Genomic DNA, 21,689 nt, shown 5'->3' with positions numbered 1-21,689 from the left:
CTAATTCGGCTCCGCTGATCGGAGTCCGTTATTCTGATGTATATTTTCGAATTCCTTATGCGGCGCTTTCCTGTATGCGGCATTTTAATCTCCCACAGTCGGCAGTTCACCGTAAATCTTGTTCATTATAGCATTACAAAGCCCCTCTTGCACCCGCTGCATCGCGTTCGACACAAATTTAACTTAAGCTTGTTTTTCTACCCTTTTTCGCATAGAAAAACCCCCCGATCACAAAAATCGGAGGGTTCGACAAATCAATGACTTTTTTCTAAAAATTAGTATTGCAGTGTTGGGTAAAGCGGGAAGTTGTCTGTCAATTCTTTGACATTCGCGCGTGCTTTGCTCAATACCGCTTCGTCTTTCGGAGCTTTCAAAACGGAAGCGATAATTTGTCCGATCGACTTCATTGCATCTTGATCCATTCCGCGCGAAGTTGCAGCAGGTGTACCCAGACGAATACCGCTAGTGATGAACGGGCTTGTTGTATCGAAAGGAATCGCGTTTTTATTTACAGTGATGCCTACAGAGTCAAGAACATGCTCCGCTTCTTTACCTGTAATGCCAACGCCGCGAGTATCAACCAACATCAAGTGGTTGTCCGTTCCGCCCGATACGATATCGATGCCTTCCGCGATCAACGTATCTGCCAATACACGGGCATTGTCAATCACGTTTTGCGCGTACACTTTGAACGACGGATCAAGCGCTTCGCCAAAAGCAACAGCTTTCGAAGCGATCACGTGCATCAAAGGTCCGCCTTGCGTACCTGGGAACATCGCTTTGTCGATCGCTTGTGCCCAAGGCTGTTTGCATAAGATCATACCTCCGCGTGGTCCACGAAGCGTTTTGTGCGTCGTAGTTGTAACAAAATGTGCGTGAGGAACTGGCGATGGATGCAGACCCGCAGCAACCAGACCTGCGATATGCGCCATATCCACCATGAACAAAGCGCCTACGTCATTTGCGATCGAAGCCAAAGCTTCGAAATCGATCGTACGCGGATACGCACTTGCACCCGCAACGAGCATACGAGGACGGTGTTTGAACGCTGTTTTGCGAACTTCGTCATAATCGATACGGAAGTTATCTTCACGCACACCATAAGCCACGAAGTTATACAAAATGCCCGAAGCATTAACCGGGCTACCATGCGTCAAGTGACCGCCATGAGCCAAGTTCATACCAAGAACGGTATCGCCGGCTTTGAGCGAAGCGAGGTATACGCCCATATTCGCTTGAGCGCCGGAGTGAGGTTGTACGTTGACGTGTTCGGCGCCGAACAATTCTTTGGCACGGTCGCGAGCCAAATTTTCGACGATATCGACATGTTCGCAGCCGCCATAGTAACGTTTGCCCGGATAACCTTCGGCATATTTATTAGTCAGCACCGAGCCCATCGCTTCGATAACGGCTTCGCTGACGATATTTTCGGATGCGATCAATTCAATGTTCGCTTTTTGACGATCCAGTTCCAATCCCATTGCTTTCAGTACGGCTGGGTCACTTTTTCTCAAGTTTTCCATATTAACGTATTCCTCCCTGGGTTTAAAAAATGTCGTCGATCCTTATTCGCAAAAGGTCGAATCTTGCTTTTCAGGCAATCGATATACCGCTCGTTCCCCGCCGATTAACGGTGGACGAGTCAATGCCGCATTAACGCGCGCTGCACCAATCTGGCGTACCGCAAGCCTTAGCGGAACCGCTACTCGGCGAAGGTGCATCCCAATTAACGTCTCGCCGATGTCTAGCCCGGCATGCGCTTCAATATTTTCAGCCAGTGCCGGATCTTCCATCGACGTATACGCCGCCGAAGCCATCGAGCCGCCTGCTTTTGGAACCGGAACTGCGGAGACTTCGCGCAGCCCTAATCGCTCAAGGACGGAGCGTTCCATCACAAGTGCCCGATTCAAATGCTCGCAGCATTGATACACGACATCGAAACCAAAATCGGCTTGAACTTCGCGGATTCCGGCAAGCAGCGACTGAGCCACTTCAAGAGCTCCCGAAGTGCCGATCCGTTGACCGGCAACTTCGCTTGTACTTGTCCCGACTACAAGAACTTTGCCTGCTTTTAATCCGGCTGTCTCTGCCAATTCACGAACAGCAAGCGTGACTTGTGAGCGAATCGAATCTTCTTGGGTCTGTTCCATCTGCGCCACTCCTTCTGTATGCCGCAAGCTTAATACTGCGGCTTTCTTCTAACACGATCATAACGCTGAACGGTCGCAAAGAAAAGACAGAAGGCGGGATCTTACCTACATAAAAAACAAAAAGAGCGACCGCGCGTAAAAACGCGAAGTTGCTCTTTGCCCAGGCGACCGGCCGATAATCCGATGCTCCATCGTGGTTACACCCACACTCGTCGCCAGTTACATCGGACCTGCAATTTCCACTCCATCATAAGACATGAAAGAACAAAAATCAACAGCAATTATGCTTCATCTTCAAGCTTATCCAGCAGCCGCTTCAGCGCTGTGTGAATTTCTTCTGCTGTCTCTTCGTAATCTTGTTTTGATCCGCCAAACGGATCGGAAATATCAAATACCGGAATCCGCCCGCGTAGCTGATGGATTCGCTCTTGCACTCTTGCATCCATATGTTCTCCAAGTGCATAAGCCAATTCGACAGAAGCCGTCAACTGATCCAGCTCTTGCAAATCTGCCAGTATTTCAGGATCGTTCTCGGCGTATTCTTTGAGTGTATAGACACGTTCAACCGCTTCTGGAAAATGGCGCAGCACATGGCTTTTATGCGAAGTGGTTAAGGTCAAAATCAGATCTGCCCACTCCACACCTTCTCGATCGAGCGGCGAAGAAGTGAACCGCTCTTGAATCTCATGATCGCGCAAGACGCTTTCCGCATGACGGGAGATCGGCACGCCCCAAGATGCTGCTACGCCTGCCGAACGAACTTCCAGAGGAATACCCCGATCTTTTGCCATTTGCCGCAACATGCCTTCTGCCATTGGGCTGCGGCAAGTGTTACCCGTGCATACAAATAAAATATGTTTCAAGCGAACCGTCTCCTTTGCTTAAAGTGTAATGCAATCATACATGATAGACTTTGCCACCAGCTGCTTTGCTCATTCGATTCATGATTGCCGCACCGATTCCGTCTTCGGAGCAACCTTCGGCAAGCATATACGTGGTTTGTTCATCGTCGAACCGGCGCAGCGCGGCGTACAATCGAGACGCAGCTTCACGCAAATCGTGTTTGCTACCGAGAGACAAAATCACATCGGCTGATGTCGCGTAAGATTTAAGATGCTCGTCGAAAACAAGCAATCCTGTCTTTTCTCCGCGAACGCGTGCCGCAGATAATCGCTTCTGTATCTCTGGCTTGACCTCTTGCTCATCGCCGACGCAAACTTCTAGCATTCCGCTTGGTGCATAGTGGGTATATTTCATGCCCGGTGAACGAGGAGCTTCTTCGGCAAAGTTAACAGCTTTCTGCAAAGTATCTTCTGCTGTCGATTTGAGAAATTGCTGTTCATCTGTAGCAGATAGTGTCTCAACTGTGTCTTCTACATTTACTGCTTGCGCCGGATTTATGTCTTTTCCATGATCAGCGGACACTTCTCTAACGGAAGCCCCTAGCACCTGACTCAGTTCTCCGATCGAAATGCCTCCGGGACGCAGCACAGTTGCTTCGCCCGAAGCATTCGTTCGAACGACTGTCGATTCCACGCCTACTCCCGCCGCGCCGCCGTCTACGATCCCGTGTATTCGTCCGTTCAGATCGGCATATACATGCTCGGCTGTGGTCGGGCTTGGACGACCGGAGCGATTCGCACTCGGCGCTGCCAGCGGGCAAGCTGACTCGGCAATCAAAGCTAACGCAATCGGATGATCCGGCATACGCACCGCCACCGTATCCAGCCCCGCTGTAACTTTGGGAGACAAGACCCCCGGCTTCACAGGTAACACCAGCGTCAGCGGCCCGGGCCAAAAAGCATCCATCAACTTCTCGTCAGCTTCCAATACTTCCGCTACAAACTCACTTAATACAGCACGATCGGCAATATGCACGATCAGCGGGTTATCCGAAGGACGTCCTTTCGCGGAAAAAATACCGGCAACCGCTTCGGTATTACGCGCATCTGCGCCTAATCCATACACCGTTTCGGTTGGAAAAGCGACAAGTTCGCCTTGAGCGAGCAGATTGGCTGCTTCGCTCAACGACTCAGTAAGTTCCTGATCATTGTTCCTCGTGGAACTTAACTTGCCAAGTTTCCATATCACCGTCTGTTCGTTATTCATTCCGCTAGATTTCATCCTTGAATCCCTTCTTTTTTCATTCTTAATCTGTACATAATCATCACTTAAAATTTCAAAGACGGAAGCTTAAATTTCCGTTTGTTCTTTTTATCTTCTTCTTCCAAATGATCAGTCCGCAAAATATTTTCGGTTTCCTCATGTTTTTTGTTCGAGAAATGAATACTCATGACTACACCGATACATGCCATATTAATTAACAACGAAGTACCACCGTAACTGATAAATGGAAGTGTAATACCCGTCAAAGGCATAAGCCCCATGAACATGCCGATATTTTCAAAAATCTGATACATCAACATTGCGACTATTCCGACGATAATATACGGACCTGCTCTTTCCCTACAGTTAAGGGCGATCAGGATCATACGGTGAATCAGGATAAAGTAGACCAGAAGAAGGGCTGCCATTCCGACAAATCCGTATTCTTCAGCGATAACTGTAATGACTGAATCGGCGTATGTATAAGGAACACGCGCAGAATTTTCGCCTTGCATATATCCTGTTCCTAACATTCCTCCATTACCGATCGCAAGCTGAGCACGTTCGATCTGATACATCGCTTTTTCAGTAGCTTGTTCAGGAATCAACCACGCATCGATACGTTCTAACCAGTGCGCACGCGCTTGCCCGACAAATTCTCCGATGGGCTCACGATACGTTTTGTACCCTTCGATTCCGCCAATCAGCATCCCTACTGCGAGTACTAAGAAGATCAAAGCATGCGTATACTTCATATTCCCGATCCATAACAGACCTGCGAAAATAACCAAGTAACAAAGCGCATTACCAAGGTCATTTTGTAACATAACCAAACCGAAAGGAACCAATACAATCAGCCCGGTCGGAACGATATCTTTCCAAAACAACAACTTGTCTTTCTGCTTATGATTTAAATAAGCAGCTATTCCTATAATCAAAACAAGTTTAAAAACTTCTGCTGGCTGAAGACTAATTCCCGCAATTTTCACCCAACCGTCAGCGTTATTAAGTGTCATACGAAGCGGTGTCCATACAAGCAACAAGACACCTATTCCAATTACGTAAATATAGATCGAATACTTAATCAGCAATTGATAAGGCACGGCAGCTACCCCGAAAAACACAATAAACCCCAAAATGTAATAGACGACCATGTTTTTTACGGAAGCCGATATATTCGCATTTGTACTATTGGTAATCGCGCTATTCAGAACAGGAATACAAATCCCCATAAAAATAAGCAAAATAATGACTAACGTCCAGTCAATATTTTTAATTTTGCTTAACACTATTCAACCTCCTTTAAGTCTTAAGATTTTTCCGTTTTTATATGTGATACGACTTGTTTTCAAACGAATCGCTTTATTTTTAGAATACCACTTATTATTAATGAATACTATTTTCGCAGCAAGCCGCCAGTAACAACAAACGACTTCAATATCCACATAAAAATGGAGACTGAAGTCGTTTTTATGCGAATTCATTTAGATATGAATACCAATCACATGCCGTCCGATCCCCGCCAGATCAAACACCGTCTCGACTCGGCTCCAACTGCCGCGCTTGCGTAGCATGTCTGCTACGTCATCGGCTTGCCCCATGCCAAGTTCAAAAGCAATCAGCTTCGGATCATGCTGGAGCAGATCCAATTGCTGCATGATTTCCCGGTACGGCGCTAGCCCGTCCGGTCCACCATCCAGTGCACCGCGCGGCTCGAAGTCGCGCACTTCCGGCTGGAGCTCTTCGATATCCGCTGCCGGAATGTACGGCGGATTCGATACCAAGATATCGAATCCTTGCCCCGCAAAAGGCTCAAGCAAGTTGCCTTCGCCGAATGTAATCTCGGCGTTAAGCCGCTGCGCGTTGCGCTGCGCGACGCCGAGCGCGCCCGGCGAAATATCGCTTGCCGTCACAACGAGCTCCGGCATCAGCAATTTCAAGCTGACCGCGATTGCACCGCTGCCTGTGCCCACATCCAACACCGAAGCTTCTTGCCCTTGCCAGATTCCTTTGGCGTGAGTAACAACCGCTTCGACCAACAATTCCGTTTCCGGTCTCGGAATCAATACATCCGGCGTCACTTCAAAGTTGAAGCCGTAAAACTCCTGATCGCCCAAAATATATTGCGCCGGTTCTCCGTCGCCTTTACGCGTAATCGCATTTTCCCAACGCTCGCTGAATTCATAAGGAAAAGGGTCACGCAGCGCCATGACGTACTGCGCGCCGGACATTCCCAGAATTTCTTTGAGCAATAGCCGCGTATTTTCATCCGCTTCTTCGACCCCTCGTTCCCGCAAAAAAGAGGAAGCCTCCGCAAAGGCTTCCCGAAGCGTCAAACCACGTTGCAAGTGAAAGCCGCTTCGACCTGAACGGACTCGGCTTTTATTCAAATGATCTGAAGTCAAAAATTACAGCCCTTTTTCGTCGATCAGATCGGTTTGTTCGGCAATCGTCAATGCGGATACGATCTCTTGAATGTCACCGTTCATGATTTGATCAAGCTTGTGCATGGTCAGACCAATGCGATGATCCGTTACACGGCTTTGCGGGAAGTTGTACGTGCGAATACGTTCGCTGCGGTCGCCCGTACCGACTTTGCTTTTGCGTTCGCCAGCGTATTTCGCTTCTTCTTCTTGACGCATCACATCAAAAATACGGGAGCGAAGCACTTGCAGCGCTTTTTCCTTATTCGAGTTTTGCGATTTGCCGTCTTGGCAAGTTGCGACGATCCCGGTTGGAACGTGAGTCACGCGAACCGCCGATTTCGTAGTGTTAACGGACTGACCGCCCGCTCCACTAGAGCAGAACGTATCGACGCGGATATCTTTATCGCTAATGACGATATCGACTTCTTCGACTTCAGGCAGTACCGCCACGGTAGACGTCGAAGTATGAATACGACCGCCCGATTCGGTTGCCGGGATCCGTTGTACACGGTGTGCGCCGCTTTCGTATTTCATTTTGCTGTAGGCACCGCGACCGTTAATCATGAAAATAACTTCTTTGAAGCCGCCGAGGTCGCTTTCGTTGACGTCCATCAGCTCGACTTTCCAACCTTGTGTATCCGCATAACGGCTATACATCCGGTATAGATCCGCTGCGAACAATGCCGCTTCGTCGCCGCCTGCCGCGCCGCGAATTTCGACAATCACGTTTTTGTCGTCGTTTGGATCTTTTGGCAGGAGAACGATACGGATCGTTTCTTCCAAGTCCGCTTTGCGCGCAGACAATTCTTCGATTTCCATTTTCACCATTTCGCGCATTTCGTCATCCAGCTTTTCGCCTTGCATTTCTTTGGCTGCATCCAGATCTTCAACGACACGCTTATATTCGGTATACGCTTCGTACGCCGGTTGGAGATCGGACTGTTCTTTGGAATAGTCGCGCAGTTTTTTGGAGTCGCTCGCTACATCAGGATCGCACAACAATTCGCTTAATTTGTCGTAACGATCAACCAGTGCTTGTAATTTATCTAACAAGGTCAATCACCTCTTTATAGGAATTGGTTTAAAGTTTGAGTATAGGGACATACCGAAAGTAGGTCTATTATGATTGATACCCGCTATAAATGCACGCCGATCAACATGAGATAGATCCTCCCTTTGCATGATTTAGGACAATTAAAAAGATAAGAAAAAGAGCCGTTCGCATCGTGTACGACGACTCTTAATTATAGCATAACTTTCTCATATTGACTATCTAAAAATCCGAACGGATGCTAATATTTACCACTCAAATTTTGTCGACTTTATGTCGATATTAGGTACAATACACCGACCATCATGCAGCACGGGTTTTCCGACTGCGGGACGGCGTAAGCTTATTGATCCTAACGCGGAATCCGCAGCATTAGAAAGGACGGGGTTTTATGTCAGCAGTAAGAGTTGTAATCGTGGATGATTCGCCTTTTTCCATAGCGGTTATTCGAAACATTCTTGAAGAAAACGGATTTGACGTCGTAGGTGACGCTGGAACGTTAGAAGAAGTCAAAGAAGTGATTGCCGCTACACAGCCTGATCTCGTAACGATGGACATGACGCTGCCGGGTACAGATGGATTGGAATGCACACGCGCAGTACATGCGATCAACCCGGGAATCAAAGTGATCGTAATCAGCTCGATGATGGATGACGAAATTTTGCAAGAAGCCAAAGACAATCATGTTTCCGGTTACATTCAAAAGCCTGTCGATGCCGAAGATCTGCTGGGTACCATCCAACGGGTTGTCGCTTACGACGAAATGTTCAAATCATTAGAAGACGAATACGTTGAAGTGTTCAAAGAAACCTTGAAAGACGGTCTGAATCGAATGACCAAAACATTGCTGACGTACAAAGGCGAACATGAACTCAAATCCGATTTCGAATCGCGCGGCATCGCCGTAATCGTCGGAATCATCGGTAAATTCTCCGGTCGGTTAATGATCGATCTGAGCAAAGAAACCGCACATGCTCTGGTTACGGCTATGATGAAAAAAGAACCAACCAGCACCAACGAAATCACAGCCGTACTTGCCGAGTACACGAATATCGTAGCCGGAAATGCTTGTTCGATCTTGAATAAGAAAAACAAAGCTTTCGGTCTGCGCCTTGCGCCTCCTTCCATTATGCACGGAGAAAAAATGTTGATTTCGCAAGCAACTTTCAAAACAGTCAGCGCCGTTGGAGACACCGAGTACGGTGAAGTGCTCTTGAACGTCGGCTTTAAACGAGGTGAAGATAAATGGACGTAGCACACGTTAACCCCTTTATCGAGTCGTTCCTGAAAGTGATGCCGCAACTTGGCTTCGCGGACGCTCGAAAAGGCGGGCTTGGAGTAAAAGGACAAGACCTAACTTGTTCGGGAGTTATTATTTTGGTCGGGATCGTCGGTGCATTGAAAGGGAATGTTGTGTATCGAATCGATACGGAACATGCCAAAACGATTGCATCAACAATGATGATGGGCATGCCTGTCGAACAACTAGACGATATGGCACGCAGTGCGTTGTCCGAATTGTCGAATATGTTGACCGCTACTGCGGCAACCGAATTCGCAGGTCTCGGAATCAGCATCGATATTTCCACGCCTACGCTGCTCTCTGGCGATGATATCTCGGTGAAAATGAGTTCCAAGCAAGTATTGAGCGTGGAATTGCTTGCGAATGATGTTCCGGTCGAAGTTCTGATTTCGTTCGAAGGTTAAGTGAAAATTTTTCGTTCATGTCAAAAAGCCGCTGTCTCCAGATGAGAGACAGCGGCTTTTTGGTTCGCTTTTGCAAAAAATCAATTATACGTTGAAACGGAAGTGCATGACATCGCCGTCTTTTACGATATATTCTTTACCTTCCAAACGAAGTTGACCGCGCTCTTTGGCGCCGTTCATCGAACCGGCATTCACCAGATCTTCGTAGCCCACGACTTCGGCACGGATAAATCCACGTTCGAAGTCCGAGTGAATCACACCCGCTGCCCCCGGAGCTTTCGTTCCTTGGCGAATCGTCCAAGCGCGAACTTCTTGCACGCCTGCCGTGAAGTACGTGTACAGACCGAGCAGTTTGTAAGCGGCTTTGATCAGCAGGTTCAGACCGGATTCTTGAATACCCAGTTCTTCGAGGAACATCTGCTTGTCTTCGCCTTCAAGCTCCGAAATATCTTCTTCGATCTTCGCGCTGATTGGCACAACTTCAGCATTTTCAGCAAGTGCGAACTCGCGTACTTTTTGCACATAGGCATTGTTAGCCACGTCTGCAATTTCGTCTTCTGCGACGTTAGCTGCATACAGAACAGGCTTAAGCGTCAACAAATGCAATTCGCGAATCAATTGCTGTTCGTCTTCAGTCAGATCGATACTACGAGCCGGTTGGTCGTTATACAATGCTTCTTTGACCTTCTCCAGCACTTCGATTTCCTGAGCGTACTGTTTATTGCCGCCTTTCATGTTCTTTTTCGAGCGTTCGATTCGTTTGTCGACGCTTTCGATATCGGCAAGAATCAGCTCCAAGTTGATCGTCTGAATATCGCTGACTGGATCGATTTTGCCATCCACGTGCGTGATATTCTCATCCACAAAGCAGCGTACCACGTGAACGATCGCATCGACTTCACGAATATGCGCCAAGAACTTGTTACCCAGACCTTCGCCTTTACTTGCGCCGCGTACCAGACCTGCGATATCAACGAATTCAAATGCAGTTGGAACGGTTTTTTTCGGTGTAACCATCTCGGTCAATTTATCGAGACGTTCGTCCGGAACTTCTACGATACCCACGTTTGGATCGATCGTACAAAATGGATAGTTGGCAGACTCTGCGCCTGCTTGCGTAATTGCGTTGAACAATGTGGACTTACCGACGTTCGGCAAACCTACGATACCCGCTTTTAATGCCATAACAATATACAACTCCTCTTAATCTATGTTCTGGTTACGGCAAACGCCAAATTGCGCCAACCCTAATGCCTTCATACACATGGTGTGAAACAAAACAAACTCTATTATAACAGTATTCGCCGCGCTCTCATAGTTTGAATTAATGAAAAAGAAGACCGGATTTGTCCAAGTCTTCTCAAGTTTCACGATTTATGATCTGAAATCGATTTTTTATTGGCGAACCAAACGCTTCGTTTGTTGCAATTCTTCGACAGAACTCGCTCCGACTCCGAACATGACTGTGCGAAGTTCGAACTCGGCTTGCTCCATCACAGCTGCCGTTTGCTCTACCGACTCGACAGCGGCGCCAAGCAGCGCCCGTCCGAATCCGGCAAGATCTGCGCCAAGCGCGATCGCTTTCGCCGCATCGACGCCGCTTTTCAAGCCGCCGCTGCCGATCAATAGCATTCCCGGCAATTCGCTGCGAATCTCCGCGATACAATTCGCTGTCGAGTTTCCCCAGCTAGCAAAAGCTTCGGCAGCCGTTCGGCGCATCGGATCGGAGCTGCGGAACTTCTCGACCTGACTCCACGACGTCCCGCCTGCTCCGGCTGCATCAATAAACTGAATACCGGCGTCAGCAAGGCGTAACGCGGTATCGCCATCAATCCCCCAGCCGACTTCTTTGATCCCGACCGGCACATCCAACTCTTGGCATAATTTTTTGATCTTCGGCAACAGATCGCTAAAGTTCGTATTCCCTTCCGGTTGGAACACTTCTTGCAGACTATTCAGATGAAGCACGAGCGCATCGGCTTCTGCAATCTCGACCGCTCGGCGACATTCGTCCGCGCCGAATCCATAATTCAATTGCACCGCGCCCAAATTCGCAATCACCGGAATATCCGGTGCTTTATGACGGACTTTGAATGTCGCTGCCAACTCTTCGCGTTCGACGGCTGCACGGATTGACCCGAGACCGATTGCCCAGCCGCGTAATTGCGCGGCTTGTGCCAAACGCTCATTGATGCGTCCAGTGCCGACACTCCCGCCAGTCATCGAACTAATCAGCAGCGGAGCTTTAAACGACCGTCCAACAAAGGTTGACGACAAATCAACCTCCTCGAAGTTCAGCTCCGGCAGCGCATTATGACGAAAACGATAATGTTCGAATCCTGTTGTCACACCCACACCTGACACTTCTTCTTCCAGACATAAGCGCACATGCTCGCTTTTGCGATCTCCAGTTGTGATACCGGAACCTTGTTGTGAATTTGTCAATGATAATTTCGTCCTTTCCATTCATGACCTTTGTTGTTCCAGCCACCTAGCACACTAGAAACCACGATGGCGACTGAACAAGCGATCGTCACCGCAACCCATACCCCATGCCAAAAAGGAAATCCGCCTCGCAGATCGCATACGGCTTTGATTGCCATCCCCAGCAGCATTGCACCGATGCTAAATGCCGTTAGATGAATATTATGGGTGAGCAATCCCGTCACGAGGGCGATTGGCGGAAGCAAATATAGACTAACGTACCAAATAAGTAGACCAATCAGCAGCACATAATTTTTGCCAAGCCCCGCGAATACATTTTTACTAAATCCGCTCCATACTTCTTTTCCGCTATGATACATTCGCATTTCGGCATAACGAACCATATCGACTAATAACATTTTGTAGCCTGCTTTTTTGACGGCGCGAGCCATTGCCATATCATCGACCATTTCGTCTTTAATCGCTTCGTACCCACCTGCGGATTCATATGCCGATTTTTTAATCAACATATACGCTCCATGCGCAGCCGCAAACAATTTGCCGCGTGAACGAGATATGGCAGGGATGGGGAGGTGACACAAAATCAAAAACTCCATCATCGGCACAATAAGCTTCTCCATCGGTGTAACCGTAATTTGCTTCGGGAAGCCGCTCACAAGACCTGCTTTTTTCTTTTGCGCCGAACGAAGGGTATCTCGAATCGCAAGCTTACCTATACGTACATCGGCATCCAGCATCAAATACCAACTTCCTGACGCACGTTCGGCAAGACTATGACACGCATAAGTTTTACCTTTCCAACCTTCAGGTAATTCTGCACCTTGCATCAAGCCAACGCGTGTATCTTCCATCGCGATTTCTCTGACAATGCTACTTGTGTCGTCGCTGGAATCGTCGTCATACACGATGACTTCAAGGCGAAACTCCGAATCGTCGGATGCCAATACATGGCGCACACAGTCTTCAATATTACGTTCTTCGTCACGCGCAGGAATTAATACCGATACCAACGGTCTACCTTCGATCGGTTTGGTTCGACGACCCGGAACCGGCAATATTCTGGCATTTAGAATCACAAAAATCAACTGAGCGATCAGCAGTACGCAAACGACGGTCAGAATCAAAGTGAAAGTCAACGCGCATGCCTCCTTTTTTCGAAACCGATATTCAATTCGGTGTTAATTTCGTGAGAAAGATTGCGAAAAGAAAGCTGCGCGTCATCACGCGCAGCGCTTGATCTTACTTTTCCCCTGTGCCATTCATTCAATTACGATACCGCAGCACTATCCGCCGTACCATCTACTGCGCCGAAAGCCGCCAAAACGTTCAGTAACAGCACGCCTTTTTCTTCGTCCGGCACAATCGCCCGGCGTGTAAATACATCGTAGCCGTTGCGGCGTACTTGATCGAAAATCGCTCCGTAAAAAGCTGCCGCCAGACCAACGGCTATTCCGCTTCGGCGCGGATACGTATCCAAATTCGACACGCCTTTGTTGAACCACTCGGTCGCGCGATCATGGAGTTCATTGATCATCGCGACAAATCGCTCATCGATTACACCGCGCTCCAATTCTTCTTCGTTATAACCGTGACGACGCAGTAGTTCCGCGGGAATGTACCGACGTCCTCTGCGTAAATCTTCGCCCACATCGCGAATGATATTGACGATCTGCATGCCTTTTCCAAGCGCGATTCCCGCTTCTGCCGCTTCGATATGCAGATCATCGCGCAGTACAGGCAGCAGCATCTCGCCTACCGTTCCGGCAACCAGGTAACAGTAATGTTCAAGCTGCTCCATGGTCTCGTAACGATGCAGCGTCAAATCCAACAACTGACCGTCCATTTGACTCAAAAACGGTTGAGGATTCAAATTCGGGAACTGGACAAACAACCAGCGTAACGCCGGAAAAATAAAATGCCCTTCCGCTTTGTCCAAATCTAAAAATCGTTCTCTAAGTTCATGAATGGTAAAAGGAGAAGTTTCCGGTTCGTCCACACTATCGTCGATCAGACGGCAAAACGCGTAAATGACATAAACTGCATTTCTTCTTTGCTCAGGCAAATCTCGAAACGCATGGTAAAACGAAGACGATCCCCGTCGCATCGCTTCTTCACATTGCTGCATAATCTGTTCATTCATGGACTCCACTCCTTCAAAAGCTGATTCACGGCCATTCTCGCTCCCTGCATCACTATCGGCACCCCGCCCCCGGGATGAACAGAAGCTCCTGCCGCGTATAATCCTTCGATACTTTTAAAAGGCTTCGGCTGCGGTCGATAAGGACCGGACTGCGCCAGAATTGGCGCGATTCCGAAGCTACCGCCTACATAGTTGCCGTCTTTTTGCGCATCTTCCGGCGTACGCATCTTGATCCATTTGATACTGTCGCGCAGCCCTGAAAACCCGCGATCTTCGGCAGCTTGCAGCACTTTACGCGCTAATCGCTTTCCTTCTTTTGACCAAGTGATTTGGGAAGCATCCGGGGAAGGAATCAAGAAGTATAAAACACTTTCTCCTTCCGGCGCCGCATGTTCATCCAAAACAACCGGATTAAATATATAGAAAGAAGGATTCGCTGGAATCATGCCTCGTTCGAACACGGCTTGCAGACCATCACTTAAGCTATCCGGCAAAAAGAATTGATGCGCCGCCGGATCTTCCCATCTTTTTGACGTTCCCACATAAAGCAATAGGCATCCTGAGGAGGCGCGGTACGGTTTTTTTCGTTTACTCTCCGGTTGCCCTTCAAGCAGCGGTAAAATACCCGGGAAATCACCATTAAACAATACAGCGTCGTATTCTTCGCGAACGCCGTCCACGACAATACCTTTGCAGCGTCCATCTTCCACCGTCAACTTTTGTACGGGAGTGTTCAAACGAACTTCAACGCCGCGACTACGCAATTCTTCTTCCAAAATGATCGGCAAACGCGCATAGCCGCCTTCGATCATCCAAATTCCGAATTCATGCTCCGCATACGGCAAAATCGAGTATACGCCGGGCGTTCCGGTCGGTTGACCTCCAATATATAGCGATTGCAGCGAATACGCATCAATCAATTCATCGGGCTTAAAGTAATTCGCTGCCGCTCCGCGAACACTACGATGCGCTTGCAAGTTGCCTAACATCCGAATTTGACGCGGCGTGAAAAAGTCGCGTTTGCGCGGGAACGTCCGCTCCAGCACTGCTTTTTGCGCACCCGGATACAATTCACGCATTCGGTTCATATATCGCAAATAATTTTTCGATTCGCCGGGAAATAAACGTTCGATCTCTTCAGCTTGACGCTCCGGTCGACGATGCTTCGTCATCACTCGACCATCCGAATAATGAATCCGGTACAACGGATCGGATTCGATCAATCGGATACGGTCTCGCTCCACGCCGCCTTCTTCCAAAATCGATAGCAACATCTCAGGCAATAACACAATCGTCGGCCCTTGATCGATTCGGCGAACATCGCCTTCGTCTCGTTCGAATGCGATACGCCCGCCCAGTCGGTCACGTCCTTCAAGCAGCGTCACCTCAGCACCTTGACGACTCAGAAGCAGTGCTGCGGTCAGCCCGCCGATTCCGCCGCCTACGATTGCAACTTTCGGCCCGCCGCTCACTTCGTGGCTCCTGCTGGATCAAGATTCGGTTCGGCATGGCTTTTCCGATGCTTTCGATCTGCTTTTTCGATCAGATCCACGCTAATTCGCGCCGATTCGAAAATCGTTGGTAATCCGCTACCCGGATGGGTTCCGCCGCCCACCAACCATACTCGCTCGACTTCTTCGAATCGGTTATGCGGACGAAGTGCCATCATTTGACCCAGGTTATGCGCCAAGTTGAACGTTGCGCCTTGATAGACATCCAGTGTGTCTTGCCAATCTTGCGGCGTGAAAAAGGCTTCTTCTTCGATGCGACCCCGAATATCTTGCAGTTGCGGAATTTGTTCCAAACGACTCAACATCTTTTCTTTCAGCTCTTCGCGTTGCCCGATCCAATCGGTGTCGCTTTTCAAATTCGGAATCGGTACGAGAACATACAACGAAGATTTACCGGCTGGCGCAAGCGTCGGGTCGAGTCTGGAGGGGTTATGCACATAGATGGAAGGATCTTCGGATAAAACCAACGTTTCCGTAATTTCTTTGACGTTTTGTTCGTAGTTGTCGGCAAAATGAATCGAATGGTGCGGCAAATCAACTTCGCCGTCGATTCCCAAATACAACATCGCGGTCGAACAAGAATATTTTTTCTTTTCTAACTTTTCCGGCGTGTACTTTTTGAGAACGCCCGGTTCGAACAGATGATTCATCGACATCGAGAAATCCGATCCGATCACGATATGATCTGCTTGCCGGACTTCGCCATTTTGCAATTGAACGCCTGTGGCTACGCCTTCTTGCGTCATGATTTTCTGAATCGGGCTTCCCATATGGAAAGTAACGCCGTGTTCTTCCGCGACTTTCTTCATTGCGTCCCATAAAGCGGCCACCCCGCCTTTTGGATGCACCAGACCGTAACGATGTTCCATGTACGACAAAATGGTAAATGTCCCTGGGCAGTTCCAAGCGGACATCCCTAAGTATTTCGATTGAAAAGTAAAAGCGTACTTCAATCGTTCATCTTGGAAATAACGCGATAACTGTCCGTAAACCGTATCCGTTACTTTCAAATGCGGTAGCGCTTTAATCGCATCGCTTTTCATATAATCGCCAAGCCCGTTAAACGGTCTACGAAGTAGGGGTTCAACATGCTGATATTTAACTGACTCATCGGTCATGAAGCGGTAAAATCCTGCTTCTTCTCCAGGGAACAACTCTTTGATACGCTTTGCCGTTTCTTCGTTATCGCTAGACGGCATTAATACGGTCTGTCCTCGGTCAAAATACAATCCGTACAGTGGATCAAGCTTATGAAGTTCTACATAATCATGTACGGAACGCCCCGACTGCTCAAATATTTCTTCTAGCAGTTGCGGCATCATTACGAACGTAGCGCCCCGATCGAAGGTGTACGCTCCAAGCCGGATACGACCCGACCGTCCTCCCGGAACCTCTTGCTTTTCGTACACGTCGACCTTGTATCCCTTTGCGCCAAGCAGCATTGCCGCCGCCAAGCCTCCGGGTCCTGCACCTACGATCACCGCAGTTTTGTTCGTTTCGTTTCGCCCCATGCCATTCACCTTTCTTGGTTAGACTTGCCCCATCAACGTTTATTTACCCAATTACCGGTCCAACGGCTCGCTTTACGCATGATGTATATTGTGAAATTGGCTTGAACTTGGCGTAATGTTCATTAAATTTTAATATTTAACTTTCGAAACGTAAGATTCTTCTTTAGCCTACCACAGTAAGCCTTTTCGGACAAACGACTTTCGCTCTCTTTTCAAACCTTTTTGGATGTTGGCGGAGTCTTTTTGGTGGGGACGATGGGCTGCGAAAGAAGTGCAGATCACGACGCTGTCTCACTTCGTTCAAAGGCGTCTTTCTCTGTACTTCTTTCTCCGCAGCTGCGTAGTTTTAGAGTAAAAAAATTTAAAGCAAGACAATTCGAACACCCTCCTAAAAAAGCTTGTTCGCTTTTTCAGGAGGGTTGAAAGGCGGAGCTAAAGATTCAATTAAAGTAAAGGGGATAGCAAACGTGCGGCGGATTCCATGAATCGAAGCGCAATGCGTTTGCTACGGAACTTTTCCGGATCGATTAATGTGGTGTTTAGCAAATCGCGTTCGAAATCGTCGGCGATTCGGGTTACGCTTGCATTATTCATGAGAAGGGCGTTGACTTCGAAATTCAAATGGAAGCTGCGCATATCCATATTGGCGGTGCCGATGCTTGCGGTCTCGCCGTCGACGATCAGTAATTTGGAATGCAAAAAACCTTTTTCGTATTCGTAGATTTTCACGCCGGCTTCCAGCAAGATCGGAAAGTACGAATGAGACGCCCAGAACGGAAGTTTTTTATCCGGTTTTGCCGGGAACAACAATCGGACATCCAGCCCGGATAAAGCAGCGGTACGTAGAGCAGTCAAAATATCGTCGTCTGGAATAAAGTAAGGCGTTGCGATCCACACGGACTTTTTCGCAGTCGTAATCATGGAAAAAAAGATATGTTTGAGCGCCCTTCGATCATTGTCGGGGCCGCTTGCGATAATCTGAACAGCGCCCAGCTCCGGATTCGGCTTGCCTTTCGATTGAAAATATCCAGGCCCTGTCGGCTGTTCGTTCGTCATATGCCGCCAATCCCGCAAAAAGATACGTTGCAGCGCACTCACCGCTTCGCCTTCAATCCGCATATGGGTATCGCGCCAAAATCCATACGTTTTGCTACGGCTCAAATATTCGTCTCCAACATTAAGCCCGCCGATAAACCCGATTTTTTTGTCGATGACGACGATTTTGCGATGGTTGCGGTAATTGACACGGCTTGTGGCAAGCAAAAACTTGGTCGCGCCAAACACAGCCACTTTCACCCCTGCTTCGCGCATCTCATCCAAAAAACGACGCGGAAGCTGAATACTGCCGACCGCATCGACCATAAACCGGACTTCTACGCCTGCTTTGGCTTTCTCGATCAACAGCCGCTGAATTTGCGTTCCGATATCGTCGGCGCGGTAAATATAATATTCCATATGAATATGGTGATTGGCGTTTCGCAATGCTTCCAGCAATTCGGAGAACGTGCTGCCTCCGTTGGTCAGGACAGAAGTCTCGCTGGAGTAAGATACCGGCATTAGCGACAATCGGCGGGACAATCGCAAAATACGTTGTTGCTCGTCGCTGAAATGCGTTGTGTTTTCGGCACCTGCCAACGCATCTTTTTCGCTCCATTTATAGATTCGGCGATCCCACTGCGCTTTTTTGTCGTACTTGCGTCTGCGGAAATAATTTTGCCCGAATAAAAAATAGAAGATCAAGCCGACGACCGGCAATAATCCAAGCACCAAAATCCAAGATAACGTACTCGACGGATTACGGTTATCCATAAAAATTAGAAAAGCAATCGAGATGACTGTCAGTGTCGAAAAAATACTCATGACCGCAGCGCCCGTTGTTCCAAGCAAATCTACGCCGAAATAATAAACGACGAATAATAGTACGGCAATCATAAATACGATCAGTCCGCGTCTCACTTCGCATGTTCCTTTCTCCAATATGACGTGATCTTCATGTAGCAGTCCATATTCTCAATACGACTCCATACGTCAGCTTTTAAGTTCGGTTTCATCTTCCCCAAATATTCAATAGACCAGCAGACTTGACATTCAAAATCAGAGTTGATAAATTCATACCTAACGACCGTTAGTTCGTTTTTGCTAGATCTATGTTCAAAAGATTCTCAAAAAGAAAGGAGTGTTGATCAATGACGCGTAAATCTGCGATTGAAGACGTTGCGCTTGACCTTTTTGCAAGTGAAGGATTTGAAGCGGCTTCTTTAGGAAAAATTGCCGAAGCCGTGGGGATTCGCAAACCTTCGATCTATGCGCATTTTCGCAGCAAAGAAGATTTGTTTTTACATGTGTTCAAACAAGCGCTTCGTAGCAAAAAGCGTATGATGCTTCGTCACCTTTTAGAAAATCGGGATCGCCCGTTCGAAGAAACTTTTCTTTCGCTCGCAAAACGCTTGATGGACGATAATGAATCGGATGCACAGACACGTTTTTTGCTGAGAATGTCTTATTTCCCACCTAGTTCGCTGCATGATCAGGTGATGGAACTGATGAATCCTTTTTTCATGCAGGCGGAGCGGCTTTTGACTTCGCTGCTAGAAAGACCTCTGCATCAGACGCGGTTGCAAACGGGCAATGCGCAAGAAGCAGCACTCGCCTATATTACGGTACTCGAAGGCGTGCTTGCGGAAGCGATCTATACAACGCGTGACAAAGCAACGCGAAGATTAGAAGCTGTTTTCCCTATATATTGTCGCGGCGTATTGATTAATAAATAGAAGCAATGTTCAAGGAGAGTGACAACAATGAGCCGTGCAAATCGCGGATGGTTATTTGTGTTGATCGGAGGATTGGTAGAAATCGGTTGGGTATCCGGGCTTAAACATTCTTCGAATATTTGGGAATGGTTGCTTACCGGAGCGGGGATTGCGATCAGCTTCTTTATGATGATCAATGCTACCAAAGTACTGCCGATCGGCAGCGTGTATGCCGTATTTACAGGTCTCGGTACAGCCGGAACGGTCGTTGCCGAAACCGTCATATTCGGAGAACCTTTCAGCATAACGAAGACGTTGCTGATTTTACTGCTGCTCTCGGGCGTGATCGGTCTGAAAATGGTTACCGATTCGCCGGATGACGATCATGCTGCATCTATCGCACCCAAAAAGGAGGCGATCTAAATGGCATGGATTGCACTTGTGTTAGCCGGATGTGTAGAAGTCATTGGGGTTATTGCTTTAAAACAAGTCTCGATGCGTAAATCTCTGCGTTCTTTCGCTCTTTTGTTTGCTTCGTTTGTGAGTAGTTTCTCGCTGCTTACGTTTGCGATGCAACATATTCCGATGGGAACGGCGTACGCGATCTGGACCGGTATCGGTACAGTTGGCGGTGCTATGGTCGGGATGTTTATGTACGGAGAACCAAAAGAAGCGCGAAGACTATTGTTTATCGCGATGATCTTGTCGGCAGCAGTCGGTTTGAAACTGATTTCTTAAAACTCCATATCGATCTAAAACGACGGGGTTCGACTGAGTTTACAGCTAAAGTTGAGCCGGTCGTTTTTTTCGTTTATACTAAGTTTGACTACATAGTCGTTTACAGAACCAACAGGTCAAACAAGGAGGCGCATGAAGTTTGGCAGACAAATCCGCAGAGCGTAAACATACCATTTTCGCTGTGTCCCTAGCTTTATTTTCTGAGCGAGGGATCAAAGCGACATCGATGCAAGATATAGCGGAACGCTGCGGTTTTTCCAAAGGGACGCTGTACCAACATTTCCGCTCCAAAGAAGAACTGATTCGCTCGATCCACCAATACGCGCTAAGTACGTTGCAAGAAAAGCTAGAAGTTGCCGCTATGCAAGATCGATCCGCCAAAGAAATCTTTCTTGCCCAGATCGAAGTTCTGCTCCATTCGTTAATCGAATTCAAGTCGTTTATGCTGATGCAAATTCGCGAAAAAGAATTTACCGGAATCGGCGATAAGCTCAAGCAAGAAAACGAAGACGATTGTACACCGGCGCGTCATCCTTTGATCACTCATGCTTTTGTATTGATCCGTCGCAGCCTGATTGGGATTTACGGCAACGAGATTGATCGCTACTCCGGTGATTTGTTTATCGTGGTTGGCGGGCTCACGGTCTCGTATCTTCAACTCGTAGACGATTGGGGAATGCCTGAAATTCCAATTACCGAAGCGCTTCGTCATTTGGAAGTGATGGTGGATGCCGCTGCCGAACGTTTGCTTGATCAACAACCAGAGCCTCTGATCTCTTCGACGCTATGGGCAGAATGGATTCAGCAAGCCCCGGAAGAATCTTCTGCGGCAAAACGCCCGTTTATTTTGATTCGGCAAATGCGAGATACGCTGGCTTGGAGCCCACTGCTTCGTACCGAACTTAACGATGCACTGGAAACACTCGATATTCTCGAAAACGAATTGAATAGCGATACGCCAAGACGCGTCGTCGTCAAAGGGATGCTTGCCAATCTCAAAGAAATCCATGTGCTGCGCAGTGCGCTTGAACAACTGATGCCGCTGCTTTCTTACCGTCTTGATGAACAAGTTGCTCATTGACCTGTTGATGCCAATTGCTTGAAAATGACATCCGACAACGGATGCAGTCTACCTAAGAGGAGTGGAGAATCTT

General features: G+C 48.1%; 20 protein-coding genes and 1 riboswitch. Of the genes, 6 read left to right on the top strand and 14 right to left on the bottom strand.

All coding sequences use genetic code 11. The features are described 5' to 3' along the window. Positions 1 to 275: 275 nt before the first annotated feature. The 7 genes from NOM90_RS14740 to prfA form a co-directional block, all read right to left on the bottom strand. Positions 276 to 1,523: a serine hydroxymethyltransferase gene (locus NOM90_RS14740; RefSeq protein WP_255942949.1), complete on the bottom strand. Its 1,248-nt coding sequence runs from the start codon at positions 1,521 to 1,523 to the stop codon at positions 276 to 278. A gap of 42 nt (positions 1,524 to 1,565) precedes the next feature. After that, complete coding sequence (locus NOM90_RS14735) at positions 1,566 to 2,150, bottom strand: TIGR01440 family protein (protein ID WP_255942947.1); 585 nt, start codon at positions 2,148 to 2,150, stop codon at positions 1,566 to 1,568. Between the two features lie 151 nt (positions 2,151 to 2,301). After that, a riboswitch (ZMP/ZTP riboswitch) is annotated at positions 2,302 to 2,383 on the bottom strand. A 48-nt stretch (positions 2,384 to 2,431) separates the two neighbouring features. After that, positions 2,432 to 3,013, bottom strand: coding sequence for a low molecular weight protein arginine phosphatase (locus NOM90_RS14730; RefSeq protein ID WP_255942946.1), 582 nt, complete (start codon positions 3,011 to 3,013; stop codon positions 2,432 to 2,434). Positions 3,014 to 3,047: 34 nt separating this feature from the next. Beyond that, on the bottom strand, positions 3,048 to 4,274 hold the full coding sequence (locus tag NOM90_RS14725; protein ID WP_255942944.1) for an L-threonylcarbamoyladenylate synthase: 1,227 nt from the start codon (positions 4,272 to 4,274) through the stop codon (positions 3,048 to 3,050). A 47-nt stretch (positions 4,275 to 4,321) separates the two neighbouring features. After that, positions 4,322 to 5,545, bottom strand: coding sequence for an FtsW/RodA/SpoVE family cell cycle protein (locus NOM90_RS14720; protein ID WP_255942942.1), 1,224 nt, complete (start codon positions 5,543 to 5,545; stop codon positions 4,322 to 4,324). A gap of 195 nt (positions 5,546 to 5,740) precedes the next feature. Next, the gene (prmC, locus tag NOM90_RS14715; RefSeq protein WP_370866623.1) at positions 5,741 to 6,646 is read right to left on the bottom strand and encodes a peptide chain release factor N(5)-glutamine methyltransferase; all 906 of its coding nucleotides are present in this window, start codon (positions 6,644 to 6,646) and stop codon (positions 5,741 to 5,743) included. An 18-nt stretch (positions 6,647 to 6,664) separates the two neighbouring features. Then, complete coding sequence (gene prfA / locus NOM90_RS14710; protein ID WP_255942941.1) at positions 6,665 to 7,735, bottom strand: peptide chain release factor 1; 1,071 nt, start codon at positions 7,733 to 7,735, stop codon at positions 6,665 to 6,667. 389 nt (positions 7,736 to 8,124) lie between these two features. Here prfA and NOM90_RS14705 point away from each other — a divergent pair, with 389 nt between their 5' ends. Together NOM90_RS14705 and NOM90_RS14700 are read left to right on the top strand one after the other, a co-directional pair. Then, entirely contained in the window at positions 8,125 to 8,988 is an 864-nt protein-coding gene (locus NOM90_RS14705) for a response regulator (protein WP_255942940.1), read from the top strand. Next, entirely contained in the window at positions 8,979 to 9,440 is a 462-nt protein-coding gene (locus NOM90_RS14700) for a chemotaxis protein CheX (protein WP_255942939.1), read from the top strand. The genes NOM90_RS14705 and NOM90_RS14700 overlap by 10 nt, the downstream gene beginning before the upstream one ends. Before the next feature lie 84 nt (positions 9,441 to 9,524). On the opposite strand, the gene ychF is transcribed toward NOM90_RS14700, so the two are convergent. The 7 genes from ychF to cls all read right to left on the bottom strand — a co-directional run bounded on the left by ychF (position 9,525) and on the right by cls (position 19,003). Continuing rightward, positions 9,525 to 10,625, bottom strand: coding sequence for a redox-regulated ATPase YchF (gene ychF, locus NOM90_RS14695; protein WP_255942938.1), 1,101 nt, complete (start codon positions 10,623 to 10,625; stop codon positions 9,525 to 9,527). Positions 10,626 to 10,835: 210 nt separating this feature from the next. Further along, positions 10,836 to 11,885 (bottom strand): type 2 isopentenyl-diphosphate Delta-isomerase, encoded by a 1,050-nt coding sequence (gene fni / locus NOM90_RS14690; protein ID WP_255942937.1) that lies wholly within the window; start codon positions 11,883 to 11,885, stop codon positions 10,836 to 10,838. Continuing rightward, complete coding sequence (locus NOM90_RS14685; protein ID WP_255942935.1) at positions 11,882 to 13,021, bottom strand: glycosyltransferase family 2 protein; 1,140 nt, start codon at positions 13,019 to 13,021, stop codon at positions 11,882 to 11,884. Before NOM90_RS14685 ends, fni begins: the two co-directional genes overlap by 4 nt. A gap of 131 nt (positions 13,022 to 13,152) precedes the next feature. Continuing rightward, positions 13,153 to 14,025 carry a phytoene/squalene synthase family protein gene (locus NOM90_RS14680; RefSeq protein ID WP_255942933.1) on the bottom strand — a complete coding sequence of 291 codons (873 nt, stop codon included), beginning with the start codon at positions 14,023 to 14,025 and terminating at the stop codon, positions 13,153 to 13,155. Next, a complete protein-coding gene (locus tag NOM90_RS14675) occupies positions 14,022 to 15,497 on the bottom strand; it encodes a phytoene desaturase family protein (protein WP_255942931.1) in 1,476 nt (491 codons plus the stop codon). The genes NOM90_RS14680 and NOM90_RS14675 overlap by 4 nt, the downstream gene beginning before the upstream one ends. Continuing rightward, positions 15,494 to 17,047, bottom strand: a complete 1,554-nt coding sequence (locus NOM90_RS14670; RefSeq protein WP_255942929.1) for a phytoene desaturase family protein — start codon at positions 17,045 to 17,047, stop codon at positions 15,494 to 15,496. Before NOM90_RS14670 ends, NOM90_RS14675 begins: the two co-directional genes overlap by 4 nt. Before the next feature lie 444 nt (positions 17,048 to 17,491). Then, a complete protein-coding gene (cls, locus tag NOM90_RS14665) occupies positions 17,492 to 19,003 on the bottom strand; it encodes a cardiolipin synthase (protein WP_255942928.1) in 1,512 nt (503 codons plus the stop codon). 230 nt (positions 19,004 to 19,233) lie between these two features. Here cls and NOM90_RS14660 point away from each other — a divergent pair, with 230 nt between their 5' ends. The 4 genes from NOM90_RS14660 (at position 19,234) to NOM90_RS14645 (ending at position 21,616) form a co-directional block, all read left to right on the top strand. After that, positions 19,234 to 19,818 (top strand): TetR/AcrR family transcriptional regulator, encoded by a 585-nt coding sequence (locus NOM90_RS14660; RefSeq protein WP_255942927.1) that lies wholly within the window; start codon positions 19,234 to 19,236, stop codon positions 19,816 to 19,818. A gap of 27 nt (positions 19,819 to 19,845) precedes the next feature. After that, on the top strand, positions 19,846 to 20,220 hold the full coding sequence (locus NOM90_RS14655) for a DMT family transporter (RefSeq protein ID WP_255942924.1): 375 nt from the start codon (positions 19,846 to 19,848) through the stop codon (positions 20,218 to 20,220). Then, on the top strand, positions 20,221 to 20,535 hold the full coding sequence (locus tag NOM90_RS14650; RefSeq protein WP_255942922.1) for a DMT family transporter: 315 nt from the start codon (positions 20,221 to 20,223) through the stop codon (positions 20,533 to 20,535). It abuts the gene before it with no gap. Positions 20,536 to 20,674: 139 nt separating this feature from the next. Beyond that, complete coding sequence (locus tag NOM90_RS14645; protein WP_255942920.1) at positions 20,675 to 21,616, top strand: TetR/AcrR family transcriptional regulator; 942 nt, start codon at positions 20,675 to 20,677, stop codon at positions 21,614 to 21,616. Positions 21,617 to 21,689: the final 73 nt, after the last annotated feature.

The organism is Saccharibacillus sp. JS10 (assembly GCF_024436065.1).
In the GTDB taxonomy this organism is placed as follows: domain Bacteria; phylum Bacillota; class Bacilli; order Paenibacillales; family Paenibacillaceae; genus Saccharibacillus.
This window is presented reverse-complemented; position numbering and strand designations above follow the sequence as displayed.

Bases quoted from the DNA above. Each gene is read 5' to 3' on its own strand.
- NOM90_RS14725 (WP_255942944.1), bottom strand. From the start codon at position 4,274: ATGAAATCTAGCGGAATGAATAACGAACAGACGGTGATATGGAAACTT.
- NOM90_RS14705 (WP_255942940.1), top strand. From the start codon at position 8,125: ATGTCAGCAGTAAGAGTTGTAATCGTGGATGATTCGCCTTTTTCCATA.
- NOM90_RS14700 (WP_255942939.1), top strand. From the start codon at position 8,979: ATGGACGTAGCACACGTTAACCCCTTTATCGAGTCGTTCCTGAAAGTG.
- NOM90_RS14670 (WP_255942929.1), bottom strand. From the start codon at position 17,047: ATGGGGCGAAACGAAACGAACAAAACTGCGGTGATCGTAGGTGCAGGA.
- NOM90_RS14655 (WP_255942924.1), top strand. From the start codon at position 19,846: ATGAGCCGTGCAAATCGCGGATGGTTATTTGTGTTGATCGGAGGATTG.
- NOM90_RS14735 (WP_255942947.1), bottom strand. From the start codon at position 2,150: ATGGAACAGACCCAAGAAGATTCGATTCGCTCACAAGTCACGCTTGCT.
- NOM90_RS14740 (WP_255942949.1), bottom strand. From the start codon at position 1,523: ATGGAAAACTTGAGAAAAAGTGACCCAGCCGTACTGAAAGCAATGGGA.
- NOM90_RS14680 (WP_255942933.1), bottom strand. From the start codon at position 14,025: ATGAATGAACAGATTATGCAGCAATGTGAAGAAGCGATGCGACGGGGA.
- NOM90_RS14660 (WP_255942927.1), top strand. From the start codon at position 19,234: ATGACGCGTAAATCTGCGATTGAAGACGTTGCGCTTGACCTTTTTGCA.
- NOM90_RS14650 (WP_255942922.1), top strand. From the start codon at position 20,221: ATGGCATGGATTGCACTTGTGTTAGCCGGATGTGTAGAAGTCATTGGG.
- ychF (WP_255942938.1), bottom strand. From the start codon at position 10,625: ATGGCATTAAAAGCGGGTATCGTAGGTTTGCCGAACGTCGGTAAGTCC.